16 protein-coding genes and 1 tRNA gene are annotated in these 16,546 nt (G+C 47.5%); 14 read left to right on the top strand and 3 right to left on the bottom strand.

What is annotated here, in order from left to right; all coding sequences use genetic code 11:
- Positions 1–17: 17 nt before the first annotated feature.
- On the bottom strand, positions 18–1,613 hold the full coding sequence (locus CBI30_RS03140; RefSeq protein ID WP_420812040.1) for a leucyl aminopeptidase: 1,596 nt from the start codon (positions 1,611–1,613) through the stop codon (positions 18–20).
- A gap of 125 nt (positions 1,614–1,738) precedes the next feature.
- Between CBI30_RS03140 and lptF the strand changes: the two genes are divergently transcribed.
- The 3 genes from lptF to CBI30_RS03155 all read left to right on the top strand — a co-directional run bounded on the left by lptF (position 1,739) and on the right by CBI30_RS03155 (position 5,009).
- The gene (lptF, locus tag CBI30_RS03145; protein WP_088526877.1) at positions 1,739–2,854 is read left to right on the top strand and encodes an LPS export ABC transporter permease LptF; all 1,116 of its coding nucleotides are present in this window, start codon (positions 1,739–1,741) and stop codon (positions 2,852–2,854) included.
- Positions 2,851–4,005 (top strand): LPS export ABC transporter permease LptG, encoded by a 1,155-nt coding sequence (lptG, locus tag CBI30_RS03150; protein ID WP_088526878.1) that lies wholly within the window; start codon positions 2,851–2,853, stop codon positions 4,003–4,005. Before lptF ends, lptG begins: the two co-directional genes overlap by 4 nt.
- 62 nt (positions 4,006–4,067) lie before the next feature.
- Positions 4,068–5,009, top strand: a complete 942-nt coding sequence (locus tag CBI30_RS03155) for a CysB family HTH-type transcriptional regulator (protein WP_088526879.1) — start codon at positions 4,068–4,070, stop codon at positions 5,007–5,009.
- Between the two features lie 42 nt (positions 5,010–5,051).
- Here CBI30_RS03155 and CBI30_RS03160 read toward each other — a convergent pair.
- Positions 5,052–5,136 (bottom strand) — tRNA-Leu (locus tag CBI30_RS03160).
- 141 nt (positions 5,137–5,277) lie between these two features.
- Between CBI30_RS03160 and CBI30_RS03165 the strand changes: the two genes are divergently transcribed.
- The 8 genes from CBI30_RS03165 (at position 5,278) to rng (ending at position 12,006) form a co-directional block, all read left to right on the top strand.
- On the top strand, positions 5,278–5,997 hold the full coding sequence (locus CBI30_RS03165; protein WP_088526880.1) for a YebC/PmpR family DNA-binding transcriptional regulator: 720 nt from the start codon (positions 5,278–5,280) through the stop codon (positions 5,995–5,997).
- A 48-nt stretch (positions 5,998–6,045) separates the two neighbouring features.
- Positions 6,046–7,323, top strand: a complete 1,278-nt coding sequence (purD, locus tag CBI30_RS03170) for a phosphoribosylamine--glycine ligase (protein WP_088526881.1) — start codon at positions 6,046–6,048, stop codon at positions 7,321–7,323.
- 72 nt (positions 7,324–7,395) lie between these two features.
- Entirely contained in the window at positions 7,396–8,307 is a 912-nt protein-coding gene (gene hemF, locus CBI30_RS03175) for an oxygen-dependent coproporphyrinogen oxidase (protein ID WP_088526972.1), read from the top strand.
- Between the two features lie 16 nt (positions 8,308–8,323).
- Positions 8,324–9,013, top strand: coding sequence for an adenylyltransferase/cytidyltransferase family protein (locus tag CBI30_RS03180; protein ID WP_240553479.1), 690 nt, complete (start codon positions 8,324–8,326; stop codon positions 9,011–9,013).
- Between the two features lie 55 nt (positions 9,014–9,068).
- The gene (gene rsfS / locus CBI30_RS03185) at positions 9,069–9,461 is read left to right on the top strand and encodes a ribosome silencing factor (RefSeq protein WP_088526883.1); all 393 of its coding nucleotides are present in this window, start codon (positions 9,069–9,071) and stop codon (positions 9,459–9,461) included.
- A gap of 10 nt (positions 9,462–9,471) precedes the next feature.
- Positions 9,472–9,915, top strand: a complete 444-nt coding sequence (rlmH, locus tag CBI30_RS03190) for a 23S rRNA (pseudouridine(1915)-N(3))-methyltransferase RlmH (RefSeq protein WP_088526884.1) — start codon at positions 9,472–9,474, stop codon at positions 9,913–9,915.
- A gap of 4 nt (positions 9,916–9,919) precedes the next feature.
- Positions 9,920–10,546, top strand: a complete 627-nt coding sequence (locus CBI30_RS03195; RefSeq protein ID WP_420812039.1) for a Maf family protein — start codon at positions 9,920–9,922, stop codon at positions 10,544–10,546.
- Positions 10,543–12,006, top strand: a complete 1,464-nt coding sequence (rng, locus tag CBI30_RS03200) for a ribonuclease G (RefSeq protein ID WP_088526886.1) — start codon at positions 10,543–10,545, stop codon at positions 12,004–12,006. The genes CBI30_RS03195 and rng overlap by 4 nt, the downstream gene beginning before the upstream one ends.
- On the opposite strand, the gene msbA is transcribed toward rng, so the two are convergent.
- A complete protein-coding gene (gene msbA, locus CBI30_RS03205) occupies positions 12,003–13,766 on the bottom strand; it encodes a lipid A export permease/ATP-binding protein MsbA (RefSeq protein ID WP_088526887.1) in 1,764 nt (587 codons plus the stop codon). The two genes, rng and msbA, sit on opposite strands and share 4 nt — an antisense overlap.
- Positions 13,767–13,776: 10 nt before the next feature.
- On the opposite strand from msbA, the gene CBI30_RS03210 reads away from it, so the two are divergent.
- The 3 genes from CBI30_RS03210 to CBI30_RS03220 are packed head-to-tail and all read left to right on the top strand — an operon-like array spanning position 13,777 to position 16,519.
- The gene (locus CBI30_RS03210; RefSeq protein WP_088526888.1) at positions 13,777–14,559 is read left to right on the top strand and encodes a glycosyltransferase family 2 protein; all 783 of its coding nucleotides are present in this window, start codon (positions 13,777–13,779) and stop codon (positions 14,557–14,559) included.
- A complete protein-coding gene (locus CBI30_RS03215; RefSeq protein WP_088526889.1) occupies positions 14,556–15,347 on the top strand; it encodes a glycosyltransferase family 2 protein in 792 nt (263 codons plus the stop codon). The genes CBI30_RS03210 and CBI30_RS03215 overlap by 4 nt, the downstream gene beginning before the upstream one ends.
- 14 nt (positions 15,348–15,361) lie before the next feature.
- Positions 15,362–16,519, top strand: a complete 1,158-nt coding sequence (locus CBI30_RS03220; protein ID WP_088526890.1) for a glycosyltransferase family 9 protein — start codon at positions 15,362–15,364, stop codon at positions 16,517–16,519.
- The last annotated feature ends 27 nt before the right edge of the window (positions 16,520–16,546 follow it).

Below are 16,546 nucleotides of genomic sequence, written 5' to 3' on the forward strand. Positions count from 1 at the left end.
AGTGCCGTCTTCCGCTTTTACTTTTGTTCTAACAAGTAATTTACAAGTAAGGGCACCGGACGGCCGGTAGAACCTTTAGCCGCGCCACTCTTCCATGCTGTGCCTGCGATATCTAAGTGAGCCCACTTGTATTTCTCGGTAAAGCGCGATAGGAAGCAGGCTGCAGTAACGCTACCAGCTGGACGGCCACCAATATTAGCAACGTCTGCAAAATTCGATTTGAGTTGCTCATGATATGCGGCATCCAAAGGCAGGCGCCATACTGTATCCAAGGAGGCATGGCCAGCCTTGGTGAGAGAATTCACCAGGCCTTCATCATCGGAAAATACGCCGCTATGCACATGTCCTAAAGCAATAATGCAAGCACCTGTTAATGTTGCCACATCGATCACCACCTTAGGCTTGAAGCGCTCAACATAAGTGAGAGCGTCGCACAAAATCAAGCGACCTTCAGCATCAGTATTGAGGACCTCGATGGTTTGACCTGACATGCTCTTCACAATATCGCCTGGACGGGTTGCTTGACCTGAGGGCATATTTTCACAAGTTGGAATGACGCCAATGACATTCTTTTTTAATTTCATCAAGGCGGCGGCGTACATCGTGCCGATCACAGATGCAGCACCACACATGTCGTACTTCATCTCGTCCATGGCTTCACCAGGCTTTAATGAGATGCCGCCAGTATCGAAAGTAATTCCCTTGCCCACAAATACAATTGGCGCTTCGCCTGCTTTACCGCCCTCGTGCCGCATCACAATAAATTGAGGAGGAGTATCGGAGCCCTTAGCTACCGACAAAAATGAACCCATACCCAAGGCTTCAATTTGTTTTCGGCCCAAGACTTCAACCTTCAACCCCGTCTTTTTACTTAAGCCTTGCGCTGCCTTGCCTAAATACGTCGGCGTGCAGATATTCGGCGGTAAATTGCCCAAATCTTTAGCCAAGTGCATCCCTTCAACCATTGCTACACCTTCTGGTACAGCCACCTTCAGCTCTTTGGCGCATGCATCATTACCGGCGAAGATGAGGTGAGTGAAAGTATCTGCCTTGTCTTTAGCTTTGAATTTCATGGCTGGCTGACGAACCCCAAAACGGTATGCCTGATCACCAGCGTACTGAATCGTCAAACGAACTTCTTCGGCAATAAAGTCGGCACGATGCCCCAAGGCAAAGCTCGGAATAAACCACAAAGCATTTTGGATCGATCCACCACTCAACTGCTTTAAAGCTGCACGAGCGATTTTGGAATAGGCGCTCAAACTGCGCGCACTTGCCGGAGCAATATCACCTAAACATACTAAAAGAACGCGCTTCACCTTGACGCCGGATGCAGCCCAGGATTTTTCAGCGCGAATCACACAGTTAGATGCCGGCTGGCCGTCAAGATCTCCAACCAGATTGGCGTGGGCAACCGAACCACCCAGTAAGCGGTCTAGCTCGACCAAAATCCCCGATTTGGATTTTGTGGCTGCCAAAGCATCTAAATCCGCTTTTGAATAGGCCAAAACTAAGCAATCGGAGCTCTGCGCCAATAGGGTGGCTAGGCTCGCCTTGATCTGCTTCGGGTTATTGACATCGGCTTGCGGGAAAATCTTGGTGCTAAATTGAATAGTCATAATGTCTTACGGTATTTTTAAGTCAATTCAAGGGAAAAAACGGATGTTTATCCATTATCCTCCGACATGAAGGTTCACATCTTGAGTGGGCCAATAACAACTACCCCCACTATCTATTCATGATTTTTCACCAAGCCCTTCGCCGCGAACTCAGTTTTACGACTGGCGGCGTCTTCTTGGTCTTAGTAACCATCATGATTACCACGCTAGTCATCCGAATTCTGGGCTTTGCAGCCAATGGTGCCGTCAATCCCGAGGATGCTTTGGTTCTCATAGCGCTAGCAACCCTTGGTTATATGGCAGTCCTACTCACCGTCTCCCTCTTTGTAGCCGTCTTAATTGTGTTGGTGCGCTGGTACAAAGATTCCGAAATGATTGTTTGGTTCGCCAGCGGCCTGAGCATTGCCAGTCTGATACGGCCAATCCTGCGTTTTGCCGCACCCCTCATTGTCATCATTGCCTTGTTGGCTCTCTTTGTTTGGCCTTGGGCCAATCGCGAATCCACCATCATTAGCCAGCGCTTTCAGCAGCGCAGCGATGTTTCGATGGTTGCCGCAGGCCAATTTAGAGAATCAGCTAAAGCAGAGCGCGTATTTTTCATTGAAGAGTTGGATGTCGATAAAAGTGAAGTAAAAAATATCTTTGCAGCTGAAATGAAGAACGGTGGACTGAGTGTTGCAGTCGCCTCTACTGGTTTTATTGAAAATGCTGCGGGCGGGGGCAAATCGATCGTACTAAACCATGGTCGACGCTATGAAGGGCTCCCCACTCAGCCAGATTTTCGCATTTTAGAATTTGCTGAATACAACACCAATATTCACAGTAAGAGTGCTCTTGATCCAGCGCCGCGTGATCGCGAAAAAACCGTATCCGAACTGTTGAATGACCCCAATGTCAGCGCTATGAACCCCAATCATGCTGAACTACTCTGGCGCATTGGCTTGCCCTTAATGGCCTTGGGGCTGGTGCTCATTGCCATACCGCTTGCCTACGTCAACCCAAGACTGGGTAACTACACTGCCATGTTTTATGCGGTACTGATTTACCTCATCTACAGCAATCTCCTAAACCTCGCGCAAAACTTTGTGTCACAAGGAAAGGTGAATGTTTACGTGGCGGCTTGGCCCATACATGCACTCGCTTTTAGCATAGCCTTTTTACTCATTCGTAACCGTATCAATCCTTCCTTGAAGTGGTGGCGCCGTCAACTACCCTCCTTCCTAGCCAATAGATGAAAATTCTTTTCCCCTATATCTTTGAGCGCTATTTGGCTAGGCAGATTTATGCGGCCTTTGGTTTTATCTTATTTGCCTTGGTAACGCTGTTTTTGTTTTTTGACATTCTGAGTGAGCTAGGCTCAGTGAAGGGCCAATACACACTGCCGTTGGCCCTGCTACATGTTTTATTAAAAGCGCCAAGTCGCATTTCTGAGATCATTCCAATCGCTGGTCTGATTGGAAGTATTTATGTATTTGCCATGCTGGCAAGTCAGTCGGAATTCACTATTTTGCGTATTGCTGGATTAGATATGCGTAAAGGCTTAATGACGCTAGTCAAGATTTCATTACCCCTGATTGTTTTGACTCTTGTGATGAGCGAATGGCTTGGGCCCTATACCGAAAACCTGTCCGATCAAATCCGCATGAAGGCTCTAGGCTCATCCTATAGCTCTCAATTTAAGACTGGGGTTTGGGTAAAGGATCGCTTGCGAGATGAAGATGGTAGTGGACCAATTAGACCCGGGGTACGCTACGTTAACGTTGGCAAAATTGAACAAGATAACGAAATCAAAAATATTCGCATGTACGAATTTGATGATGCGTATCGACTGCTCTCGATTCGCAGTGCTGTATCTGGACGCTTTGATCATACGGGCACATGGATTCTGGATGATGTCACCGAAACCCGCTTTAAAGAAACCAAGCAATCGGATCCGCTGAACCCAGTCTATTCAGCGCGCACTTTTACACACCCTATCGTGAGCCTGGAGTCAGAAGTCACGCCACAGATTTTGAGCGTGCTTTTAGTGAGCCCAGAAAAAATGTCGATCTTTAGCTTGGGTCGCTTTATCTCCCACCTACAGGGCAACAAACAAGATGCGCAGCGCCATTCGATTGCGTTCTGGAAAAAAGTGATTTATCCATTCACGATTTTTGTGATGCTGGCATTAGCTCTGCCATTTGCTTATCTCAAAGTCCGCGCAGGTAGCGTTGGCATTAAGGTATTCGGCGGAATCATGTTGGGCATGAGCTTTCAACTATTTAACTCGCTCTTCTCTAATGTCGGGCTCCTAGGCTCATGGCCCGCACTCCTTACAGCCCTCACCCCCCCGTTGTTGTATTTCATTTTGGCGATTGTGGGCTTACGCTGGGTATCTAAAGCTTAATACCTCAAAATCATATAGAATTTGATTTCTATATCGGGTTTGATATAAGGAATGGGGTTTATATGAATCTGCACCAATTTCGTTTTGTCCGTGAGGCCGTTAGACAGAACTTTAATCTCACTACTGCTGCTAAGGCGCTGTTTACTTCACAACCTGGAGTATCCAAGGCCATTATTGAACTCGAAGATGAGTTGGGCGTAGAGATTTTTAGACGCCATGGCAAACGCATACGCTCCCTCACTGAGCCAGGCAAACGGATTCTGATCTCTGTTGAGCGCATCCTGGATGAAGTGGAAACCTTGAAGCGCGTAGGCAAAGACTTTGCGAGTCAAGATCAGGGCAACTTTGTCATCGCCACTACCCATACTCAAGCCCGCTATGCATTACCCAGAGTCCTGACAGAATTTACTAAGCGCTTTCCAAAGGTGCGCGTGAGTATTCAGCAGGGGAATCCAGGGCAAATTGCCGAACTACTCATTCATGATCGTGCGGACATTGCGATTGCAACCGAAGGAATTGCTAATACCGCAGGTGTATTGGCCTTGCCAGGATATCAATGGCAACACGTCATCATGGTGCCACTCAGTCATCCACTGCTAAATCAGTCGACGATCACCTTAGAAGAAATTGCGAAGTACCCGCTCATTACCTATGACAAAGCGTTTGCGGGTCGCAGCAAGATTGATGCCGCCTTCGCACAACGCAATTTGAGTCCAGATATTATTTTGGAAGCAATTGATGCGGATGTGATTAAAACTTATGTTGAAACAGGTATGGGCGTTGGTATCGTTGCCGGCTTGGCATACGATGCCGATCGAGACCGCAATCTGAGAGTGATTCCAGTTGGGCATTTATTTGGTAACAACGTGACCCATCTGGGTGTTAAGCAAGGTGCCTACCTACGCTCCTTCGTGTACACCTTTATTGAGCTGTTCTCACCAACGCTCACCAAGAAAATTGTTGAGCAGGCAATGAATGGTGAGTATGAAACTTATGAGATCTAGAGTTTTGAACATCTCGAGGCGTCAATAACAACCTATTTGAGATGGTGCCCCGGGGCGGACTTGAACCGCCACGCCTTGCGGCACCGGATTTTGAATCCGGCACGTCTACCAATTCCATCACCGGGGCAGGTGTTTGCAGTGGAAAAACTGCATTGAAGCAAACTAAGAGGTGAGAGTGTAACAAAAAAATGATAGGACCCCCATTCTTGGGCTAAGAAGCCCTTAAAATGAGCTCTTCAAGCCAAATTACTCAAAAGGACTTACCCGTATGGCCGGCCATTCGAAATGGGCCAATATTCAGCACCGCAAAGGACGTCAAGACGAAAAGCGCGGCAAGATTTGGACCAAACTCATTAAAGAAATCACTGTTGCTGCCAAATTGGGTGGTGGCGATATCGCTACTAATCCCCGTTTACGCTTGGGAATCGATAAGGCTAAAGATGCCAATATGCCCAATGACAATGTGCAGCGGGCAATCCAACGCGGCACCGGCTCCTTAGAGGGCGTTAACTATGAAGAAATTCGTTACGAAGGCTACGGCCTTAATGGGGCAGCCATTATTGTGGATTGCTTAACGGATAACCGCACCCGTACTGTTGCTGAGGTACGCCATGCATTTGCAAAAAATGGCGGCAATATGGGTGCCGAAGGTTCGGTTGCTTTCATGTTCAAGCATTGCGGTCAGTTGTTATTTGCCCCAGGCACAAACGAAGATCAACTCATGGAAATTGCTCTTGATGCAGGCGCAGAAGATGTCATCACGCATGATGATGGTTCGCTGGAGGTGCTTACCCCAGTACCTGATTTTTCTAAGGTACAGGATGCCCTCACTCAAGCCGGCTTAAAAGCAGAGCTAGCAACGGTGACGATGCGCCCCGAAACTGAAACTGAACTCGAAGGCGATCAAGCTGAAAGCATGCAAAAACTATTAGATGCACTGGAGAACCTAGATGACGTTCAAGAAGTTTTCACGAATGCGTCTCTCTAGTCCATTTACCTTTTAAATACAATTCATCAACATCTCTATTAGCCCTTTATGAAAATTCTTTTAGTTGGATCTGGTGGCCGCGAACATGCCCTTGCTTGGAAGCTAGCCCAATCCCCACAAGTTCAAACGGTATATGTTGCGCCAGGTAATGGTGGCACTGCCACAGCCAAACAAGTTGCCGCCGGCATTCAAAATCTCCCTATTTCAGGTCTGCAAGAGCTTGCAGATTTTGCCAAGCGTGAAAAAATTCACCTTACCGTAGTTGGGCCTGAAGCCCCACTAGCGGCGGGCATTGTTGATGTATTTCGCAATAATGGTTTGCGCATTTTTGGACCAAGCCAGCTGGCCGCTCAATTAGAGTCCTCAAAAGATTTTTCCAAAGCATTTATGAAACGTCATGGCATCCCAACAGCCGAGTACCAGACATTTTCAAATGCACTAGAAGCTCATGCTTACATTGATGCTAAAGGCGCACCAATCGTCATCAAAGCCGATGGTCTTGCTGCTGGTAAAGGTGTTGTTGTCGCAATGGATCTAGCAGAAGCTCATGCGGCTGTCGACATGATGCTCGCCGATAACAAGCTAGGTAACGCAGGTGCACGCGTGGTGATTGAAGAATTTCTGACCGGTGAAGAAGCCAGCTTTATTGTTCTCGTCGACGGCAAAAACGTGTTGGCTTTAGCAACTAGCCAGGATCACAAACGTTTACTGGATGCTGACCAAGGCCCCAACACTGGTGGCATGGGCGCTTACTCACCAGCACCAGTGGTTACCCCTGAAATCCACGCACGCGCCTTACGTGAGGTCATCATGCCTACTGTTAACGGTATGAAGAGTGACGGCATCCCTTACACCGGCTTCCTTTATGCAGGTCTCATGATTTCGCCGGACGGCAAGATTAAGACCTTAGAATTTAATTGCCGTATGGGTGATCCAGAAACTCAACCCATCATGGCGCGCTTGCGCAGCGATCTAGTTAATGCACTGGATCATGCGGTTGATGGCACGCTCAATGACGTGGAATTGGATTGGGATCGTCGCACTGCCTTAGGTGTGGTGCTAGCAGCCTATAACTACCCCGATACCCCACGCAATGGCGATGTCATTACTGGCATCCCCGCCGATACTGAAGATCAGTTGACCTTTCATGCGGGTACCAAGCTGCAAGACGGAAAGCTAGTCACCTCTGGGGGTCGCGTCATGTGCGTAGTGGGTCTGTCTGATACGGTTCGTGGCGCACAACAAAAAGCTTACGAAGCTATCGCCCAGATTCAGTTTGATGGAATGCAATACCGCAAAGATATTGGTTATCGCGCTGTTAAATAAACTGAATGCATCAATACCAGTCCGCACATTAAAGAGAACCTGTCACCCTTGTCACCTGCCGAGCATACCCAAATCAATATTGCAGCCTTAAAGGATTATTTTTTAGGCTTGCAAGATCGCATCACCACAGCAATGAGCGCCCTGGATGGCAAGGCGTTTATGGTGGATGCCTGGGAGAAGCCTAAAGACAGTAAGTTGCAGGGTTACGGGCGCACCTGCATTTTGGATGGCGGTAATATTCTGGAAAAAGGCGGTGTGGGCTTTTCGCATGTGCGTGGGGATCAGATGCCACCTTCCGCATCACATCACCGCCCCGAAGTGGCAGGACGTAGCTTTGAAGCAATGGGCGTGTCCCTGGTATTTCATCCAAATAATCCCAAGGTGCCAACCACCCATATGAATGTGCGCTGCTTTATTGCGCAAGCTCCTGATAAAGAGCCAGTTTGGTGGTTTGGTGGTGGTTTTGATCTCACGCCTTATTACGGCGTTGATGAAGACTGCAGGCACTTTCACCAAACAGCTAAAAATGCACTCGACCCATTTGGTGAAGATTTGTATCCCCGCTTTAAAAAATGGTGCGATGAATACTTTTACCTCAAGCACCGCGAAGAACCTCGCGGTATTGGTGGCGTGTTTTTTGATGACTTCAACAGTTTTGGCTTTGAGCAAAGCTTTGCGATGACGCGTGCTGTAGGTGATGCCTTTATTGATGCTTACCTACCCATTGTGGAACGCCGCTATCTGGATGACTTCACTCCAGAAGAAAAAGCGTTTCAGGAATACCGTCGTGGTCGTTATGTGGAATACAACTTGATATTCGACCGCGGGACCATTTTTGGCTTACATTCAGGGGGACGCACTGAATCTATTCTGATGTCTATGCCTCCAGTAGTGCAGTGGTGGTACAACTGGCAACCAAAGCCAGGTACACCAGAAGCCAAGCTGTACGATCACTACCTCAAGCCCCGCGACTGGCTAGCCTAACTTGACATCACTGCGTTTGAACACAATAAAAAAAATTGGCATTCTGGGCGGGACTTTTGACCCCCCTCATCTTGGCCACCTCAAACTAGCAACTCACTTTGCAAAAGTATTGCATCTTGATGAACTGTTGCTCATCCCCAGTGGCGAACCCTGGCAAAAAGGGACTGGCCTCACTAATGCGGAGACGCGCCTTCAGCTGACTGAGGCCGCTGGTGTTGACCTAGCAAGAGCATTCCAATATCTAGGCATACCAACACAAATTGGCGTTGATCGTCTAGAGATTGATCGAGCTGGGCCAAGCTATGCAATCGACACCGCCAAGGCCTTGAGAGAGCGTTTTGGACCCAATTCCAGCATGACTTGGCTCATGGGGGTTGACTCCCTTCTAAACCTGCCCACCTGGAACTCTTGGGATCAATTACTAAATTATGTGAATTTCGCAGTAGCAAGCAGGCCTCACTATGCCCTTTCTTTGGAAATGAACCCTCAAATTGAGGTCTTACTGACACAACACCAATCTATTAATGCTGATGCCCTTGAAAAAAGCCCATTTGGCCGCATCTACCTAGATAACAGTCTTTCGATAGATCTTTCCTCAACCCACCTCCGAAATCAGCTAAAAAGCTCAGCCCGGAGCGAGATTGCATCCGAGCAAATCCCTGCTCACGCTTTAGAAATCATTACAAATCTGGGTCTGTACAAATAATCAGGCTAAGATCACCCCTATATACAAAATATCTAAGAAAAATATTAAAGAAACTATGGACTTAACAAAATTACAACGTGTAGTGATTAACGCTCTTGAAGACGTCAAGGCCCAAGATATCCGGGTTTACGACACCACTAAGCTTAGCGAACTATTTGACCGCGTCATTATTGCAACAGGTACAAGCAATCGCCAGACCAGAGCCTTAGCAATGTCCGTTAAAGAGGATGTAAATGCTAAGGGCGGAGAAGTCATCTCCGTTGAAGGCCTGGAAACTGGTGAATGGGTACTCGTCGATTGCGGCGATATCGTTGTTCATATCTTGCAACCTGCACTGCGCGCCTACTATCAGCTAGAAGGCATGTGGGGAGCCAAGCCTGTCCGCGTTAAGTTGGCAGCTGATAAAGGGCTAGTTAAGGCGAGTGAGTCCGAGGACGACGAAGAGTAATTTTTTAGCGATGCGCTTAACGATTGTTTCCGTTGGTCACAAAATGCCAGAATGGGTTGCAACCGCAACCCATGATTACATTAAACGCATGCCCGCTGATTGCAGTATCGAAATCAAAGAAATTAAGCCAGATCTGACTCCCGCTAAAGAAGCCATCAAAATTGCCGCAGCCATTCCCAAGAGCTCTCGTGTAATTGCCTTAGATGAGCGAGGCAAAGATCAAACCACTCAGAATGTAGCAACTCAATTGGCTAACTGGCGGCAAGAGGGCTTTGACATCACCTTTCTCATTGGTGGTGCTGATGGGCTTGACCCCAGCTTAAAGGAAAGTGCTCAAGCGATGTGGCGCCTATCTAGCCTTACCCTGCCCCATGCCATGGCAAGAGTCTTGTTGGTAGAGCAACTCTATCGTGCATGGACTATTTTGCAAGGCCACCCCTATCATCGCGAGTAAGCAAATGATGTTTACTTTTATTTATCTCGCATCACAAAGCCCAAGGCGGCAAGAGTTACTAAAGCAAATTGGTGTGCAGTTCGAGATGCTGATTGCAGCACCTGGTGAAGATACTGAAACCCTTGAAATACCCCTTCCAAATGAAAAAGCGCGTGGCTATGTTCAGCGTGTTACGTTTGCCAAAAGCGCTATTGCATTAGCGCGGTGGCAAAAAAGCGGTAAACCATGGGCGCCTATTTTGTGCGCAGACACTACCGTGAGTCTGCCCGGGCACCCCGAGGGTGAAATCCTAGGAAAACCTAGCGATGGGAATGATGCCGCACGCATCTTAGAAATGCTTAGCGGCAAAGTGCATGAAGTATTAACCGCTGTTGTGCTAACGGTTGATCCTAAAACCAATCCCCTTTGCCTCGTGCAAGTATCTGAGGTGGAATTTGCGCACCTTTCTAAAGAGCAGATTGCCGACTACATTAAGAGTGGCGAACCTGTTGGCAAGGCTGGTGCCTACGGCATACAGGGGCTCGGAGGCGCTTTCATTCCCTCAATCAAAGGCAGTTATAGCGGTATCATGGGATTACCCATTTACGAAGTAAACCAATTATTGGATTTCGCAAAAGTTACCCGCATATGAATGAAGAAATTCTGATCAACATCACCCCTCAAGAAACACGGGTGGCACTCATTCAGCAAGGCGCCGTTCAAGAGCTTCAGATTGAACGCACTCGTCAACGAGGAATTGTTGGCAATATCTATTTAGCAAAAGTAGTTCGCGTACTACCCGGCATGCAATCCGCCTTTATTGAAATTGGTTTAGAACGCACTGCATTTATGCACGTTGCTGACATTACGCAAAATAACCCCCAAGCCCAAATCGAAAAATTACTCTTTGAGGGTCAAAATGTTTTAGTGCAAGTCCTTAAAGATCCGCTCGGTACTAAAGGCGCTCGTCTGACTACCCAACTGAGTATTGCTGGGCGCAACTTGGTTTACTTGCCGCCAGCTGGCACTGATGCCGCTAGCGAAAAATATATTGGCGTATCCCAAAGAATTGATCAACCTGAAGAGCGCGAAGCTATTAAAGCGCGTCTTGCAGGGCTGATGCCTGCCGATGAAAAGGGTGGGATCATTGTGCGCACTAGCGCCCAAGACGCTAGTGACACTGAGCTACAACACGACATGCATTACCTGCGTACTACCTGGGAAAAGATCCGCGAGGCCGTGAACTACAAGGCAGCGCCAAGCTTGCTGTATCAAGATCTCAGTTTGGCTGAGCGCGTATTGCGAGATGTTGCCGGCGAAGAAACTTCACAAATTCGGGTGGACTCAGCTGAGAACTTTGAAAAGCTCAAAGGATTTGCTGCGCTCTATATGCCCAATCTTTTAGATAAGCTCACACTGCATCGTGGTGAGCGTGCCCTATTTGATTTATTTGATGTCGATGCCGAGATTAATAAAGCATTAGGTAGAAGAGTCGACCTTAAATCTGGTGGCTATCTGATGATTGATCAAACAGAATCGATGACCACTATCGACGTGAATACAGGCAGCTATGTGGGTGGACGCAATCTAGATGACACGGTATTTAAAACCAATCTTGAGGCTGCTCAGGCTATCGCCCGTCAACTGCGCTTACGTAATCTTGGTGGCATCATCATCATTGATTTTATTGACATGCTCAGCAAAGATCATCAAGAGTCTGTTTTACATGAGCTCAAACGAAATTTAGACCGTGATCATGCTCGCACCTCGGTGAGTGACTTTTCTTCATTGGGTTTGGTGGAGATGACGCGCAAACGCACCCGAGAATCATTGGCTCATATTACCTGCGAGCCTTGCGCTACCTGCCAAGGCAAAGGTGAAATAAAAACTGCGCAAACTATTTGTTATGAAATTTTGCGAGAGATTGTGCGTGAACATCGCCAATTTAATCCCCGCGAATTCAGAATCGTAGCAGCCCCTGATGTAATTGACCTCTTCTTGGAGGAGGAAAATCAATTCTTGGCGCAGTTAGGCGACTTTATTAACAAGCCCATCAAGCTGCAGGCTGAGGGCAGCTTCCGCCAAGAGCAATACGATATCGTGCTGAGTTAAGCATTCGAAAACTGAATGCGATGCAGATTGGCATATAAGCCATCTTTCGTAATCAGCTCCTCATGTGAGCCATTTTCGATCACTTGACCATGCTCCAGCACTACGATGCGATCCGCATGCTCAATGGTTGACAAGCGATGCGCAATGACCAAAGTAGTTCTACCGACCATCAATCTCTCCAAAGCATCTTGCACTTGACGCTCTGATTCAGAATCCAGGGCCGAAGTAGCCTCATCCAAGATGAGGATGGGGGCATCCTTATAAATCGCCCTCGCAATCGCTAAACGCTGACGCTGACCACCCGACAAACGATTGCCGTTATCGCCAATTTGCGTATCAATTCCTTCGGGCATTTCTTTCATGAGGGCCGATAAGTTGGCAGCTTCGAGTGCCTCGATGACACGCCCCCGGTCAATGCCCTCAGAGCCCACAGCGCCATAAGCTACATTGGCTGCAATACTGTCATTAAATAAAATGACATCCTGACTTACAAAAGCAATTTGCTTGCGCACATCGGCAAGCACAATATCCTCTAGCGGAATGTTATCTAAGAATATTTTCCCGCTAGTAGGCTTAAAGAAGCGAGGTAATAAATTCGCTAAGGTTGATTTACCTCCGCCGGAGGGTCCAACAAAAGCAACTATCTCGCCGGGATGAATATCCAAATTCACGCCACTAAGCGCATCTTTTCGCCCTGCTTCTTGTTGATAAGAGAAGCCAACATCTTCAAATCGTATTCCGCCCTTAGCCTTACCAAGGGGCTTCATATTTTCTTTTCGAGATTCATCTTCCTCAAACGGTTGATCCATGAGGGAGAAAATCATTTCTGCAGCAGTAAGACCGCGCTGCAGGGGCTGATTGATATCAGCTAAATGTTTGATCGGTGAAATCACCAACATCATTGCAGTAACGAAAGCAGCAAAACCGCCTACTGTAGTTCCTTCGGATGCGGATTGCATCAAGGCAATCACCAACACCACTGAAAGCGCCATCGATGCAATTAATTGGGTAATCGGCTGATTCAGGCCGCCAGCTACAGCAGACTTCAAGGCGAATTGGCGTAGGCGATCAGCTTTCTCCATGAAGCGACGCATCTCATACCCTTCGGCACCATGCACCTTCACAATTTTATAACCAGCAGCAGCTTCTTCAACGATGTAGGCAAGCTCGCTAGTTAAACCTTGTTGTTCACGATTTAAGCTACGTAAACGCTTATTAATTTTGCTCATAATAAAAGCAATGATGGGGAAAATAAGCAATACAACTAAAGTCAGTTGCCAATTCAAATAAATGAGATATCCAATCAAACCGACCACCGTCAGCGAATCCCGAACCAAACTAATTAACATTCCACCCATAATGGAGAGAACATTGTTAACTTCAAAAACGACTGCATTAATTAAGCTGGATGCCGAATTCTTTTGAAAGAAAGTGGTACTCGCATGTAAGAGTGTTTGAAACATCTGCTGACGTAATTTCAACAACACCGCATTAATCACACGCGTCAGCAAATAGCTGGATAGGAACTGTGCCAAGCTACGAACTAGAGCCAAACCAACCAAGAAAACCGGCACCTGCCAAAGTTTGCTGTTGAGCTCCCCCGTAAAGCCACGATCTAATAATGGCTTCATTAAGGCTGGGATAGAGGTTTCGGCGCCCGCAACAAAGACCATGGCTAGTAAAGAGCCAATAATCAAGCGAATATGGGGCTTAAGATACTGAATTAAGCGATTTAGGGCGGTACGGTCTTGAGCATTCATATAATGAATTATGCCCACCTTATCCGTCATACTCATCACACGCAATGAAGAGGCCAATTTGGCCGACTGCTTGGTCTCCCTAGAGGGTATTGCCGAGCAAATCGTGGTTGTGGATACCAACAGCAGCGATCGCACCCTAGAAATCGCCAAAAACCATGGGGCCGTAATCGCCCAACCAACAGATTGGCCTGGTTTTGGCCCCCAAAAGAATCGTGCCCTAGATCTGGCAACCGGTGACTGGGTTTTATCCCTGGATGCCGATGAAAGACTCACACCAGCCCTCAGAAGTGAAATCCTGACGGCAATTCATCATTCCGCTCATGTGAACTGTTTTGCGATTCCACGCCTTTCTTGGTATTGTGGCCGTTTTATCCGCCATTCTGGCTGGAGCCCAGATTACGTTGATAGATTGTTCAAGCGTGGCACCGCCCGCTTCTCTGACGATCTAGTTCATGAGCGCCTGATCCCGAATGGCCAAGTGGCCAAACTCGAAAATCCCATGTTGCACTTCAGCTTTATGAATTACTCCCAAGTCCTGCAAAAGTTAGATCGATACTCAACAGCATCAGCAGAGCAAGCCTTTGCCAAAGGCAAAACTAGCACCCCATTAAAAGCAGTTCTGCATGGTGTCTGGGCTTTTGTACGTACCTATTTCATACGCGTTGGATTTTTAGATGGCGTCCAGGGTTTTGCTTTGGCTATCTCCAACGGGCAAGGTACTTACTATCGCTATATGAAGCTATGGCAACTGCATCAAGAAGCCAATAATCGCAACGATCATTACAGCAAATGATTTCCATTCTTCTGGCCACCTATAACTGGCCGCAAGCCCTAAAGTTATGTCTTGAGTCGCTCAGCACTCAAACAGATCTGGATTTTGAAATCATCATTGCCGATGATGGGTCTTCTGCACAGACCAAAAACCTCATAGAAGCCATTCAGCCCAAGTTCCCCGTAAAAATAACTCACCTCTGGCAAGAAGATCAAGGTTTTCGTAAAACCCGCATTCTCAATCAAGCGATAGAGGTGGCAGGTGGTGAATATTTAATATTCCTAGATGGTGATTGCATTGTTCAACCGGACTTTATTGCAGAGCATCGCAAGTTAGCTCAAACGGATCATCTGGTCACTGGAAGCCGAGTATTGCTAAACGAAAGTCTAACCTTAGAGCTACTCACTTGGGCGCAGTGGGATTTCAAGAAATTTGCCAACAACCTTTTAAGCTACCGCCTATCCGGCGGAATCAATAAATACTGGCCCCTGAAGATTAAGCTGGGTAATGGGGCTTGGCGCAACTACCAAAAGTTTGTCTGGCGTCGCATCAAGGGCTGCAATATGGCCTGCTGGAAGGCTGATGCGTTGGCCATTGGCGGCTTTGATGAAACCATGACAGGCTGGGGTCACGAGGATGCAGATTTTGTTTTCAGACTTCAAAACAGGGGCTTGATTCGTAAGTCGGGCTCTTGGTCTACTGAAGTACTTCATCTACACCATCGCATCAACGACCAATCCAACGCTGCAGAAAATGCACGTCGTGTGCGCGAAAAAATTCTAGCTAAGGCTAGACAAAAAAATAATTGAGTTACATTAAGCCTATGACTGCATTCTCAATACTGAAACCTAAAAAAGTGTTGTTTATTGCGACTCGCCAAATTGGTGACGTGTTGGTAACTACCCCACTCATTTCAAAAGCGCGCGAGCTTTGGCCAGATGCGGAGTTTCATTTTCTGGGCTATCGCGGTAAGCTCGACATGCTCAAGGGCAATCCAGATATCGCGCAGACCATTGAAACATCAGATCGCCCACGACTTGGAGAATATCTCTCCTTATTTTTCCGACTCTTTCAGCGCTATGACTTAGCGGTAGTGACACAGCCTAGCGATCGGGCCTATATTTATGGCTTAGTAGCAGCCCATCAAAGGGTGGGCGTATTGGGTGGACACCCTCAAGGATTCAGTCAGCAAGATAAAGCTAAGAGCAGTAAAAGCGATAAACAGAATGCTTGGAAGAAAGCAATTTGCTTACACACGGTTGATGTCGACTATTTCGCACAACACGTCATTACTGAAAAGCTGCGCCTGCTGGGCGCTTTTTATAGAAACCCACAGGATTTATTTAGCAAACCTATCTCAGTAACTGCCCCTGCTGGGGACCCGATTACACCTAGCATCGCTGCCCAACTTCTCTCACCTTATATCGTGGTCCACCCCGGCCCACTCACAGCCTACAAGCGTTGGCCCCTCTCCTACTGGCAAACATTGCTTACTTGGATTGTGCAACAAGGTTATCAAGTCGTCCTCAGCGCATCCCCAGCCAAGCAAGATCTACAGCTCAACCATGACATCCTCTCTTTGCTTGATGAAGAGACCCGCAAGAATGCCATCGATACCACTGGGCTTCTCACGATTCCACAAGCGGGGACTCTGATTCGGGGAGCGGTTGCCTATGTCGGGGTTGATACTTCAATCACCCATCTAGCAGCAGCGTGCAATACGCCAACAATCGCCTTATTTGGTCCTACACCGCCAACAAACTTTGGGCCTTGGCCTAATGGCTTTATTGGAGACCAACCTTATCAATTACGGGCCCACACTCAAACCGTGGGCAATGTCACGATCTTACAAGGCCCTGGTGAATGCGTCCCCTGCCGTAAAGCGGGCTGTGAGGATAGAGCAAGTAGCAAGAGTGAATGCTTGGACCAGCTAGAACCTATACAAGTGATTGAAGCACTTCAAAGCGCTACAAATAAATAAAAACTCTAGGTAGTTTTGGTGGTGCTG

It is taken from the genome of Polynucleobacter aenigmaticus, from assembly GCF_002206635.1.
GTDB lineage: Bacteria > Pseudomonadota > Gammaproteobacteria > Burkholderiales > Burkholderiaceae > Polynucleobacter > Polynucleobacter aenigmaticus.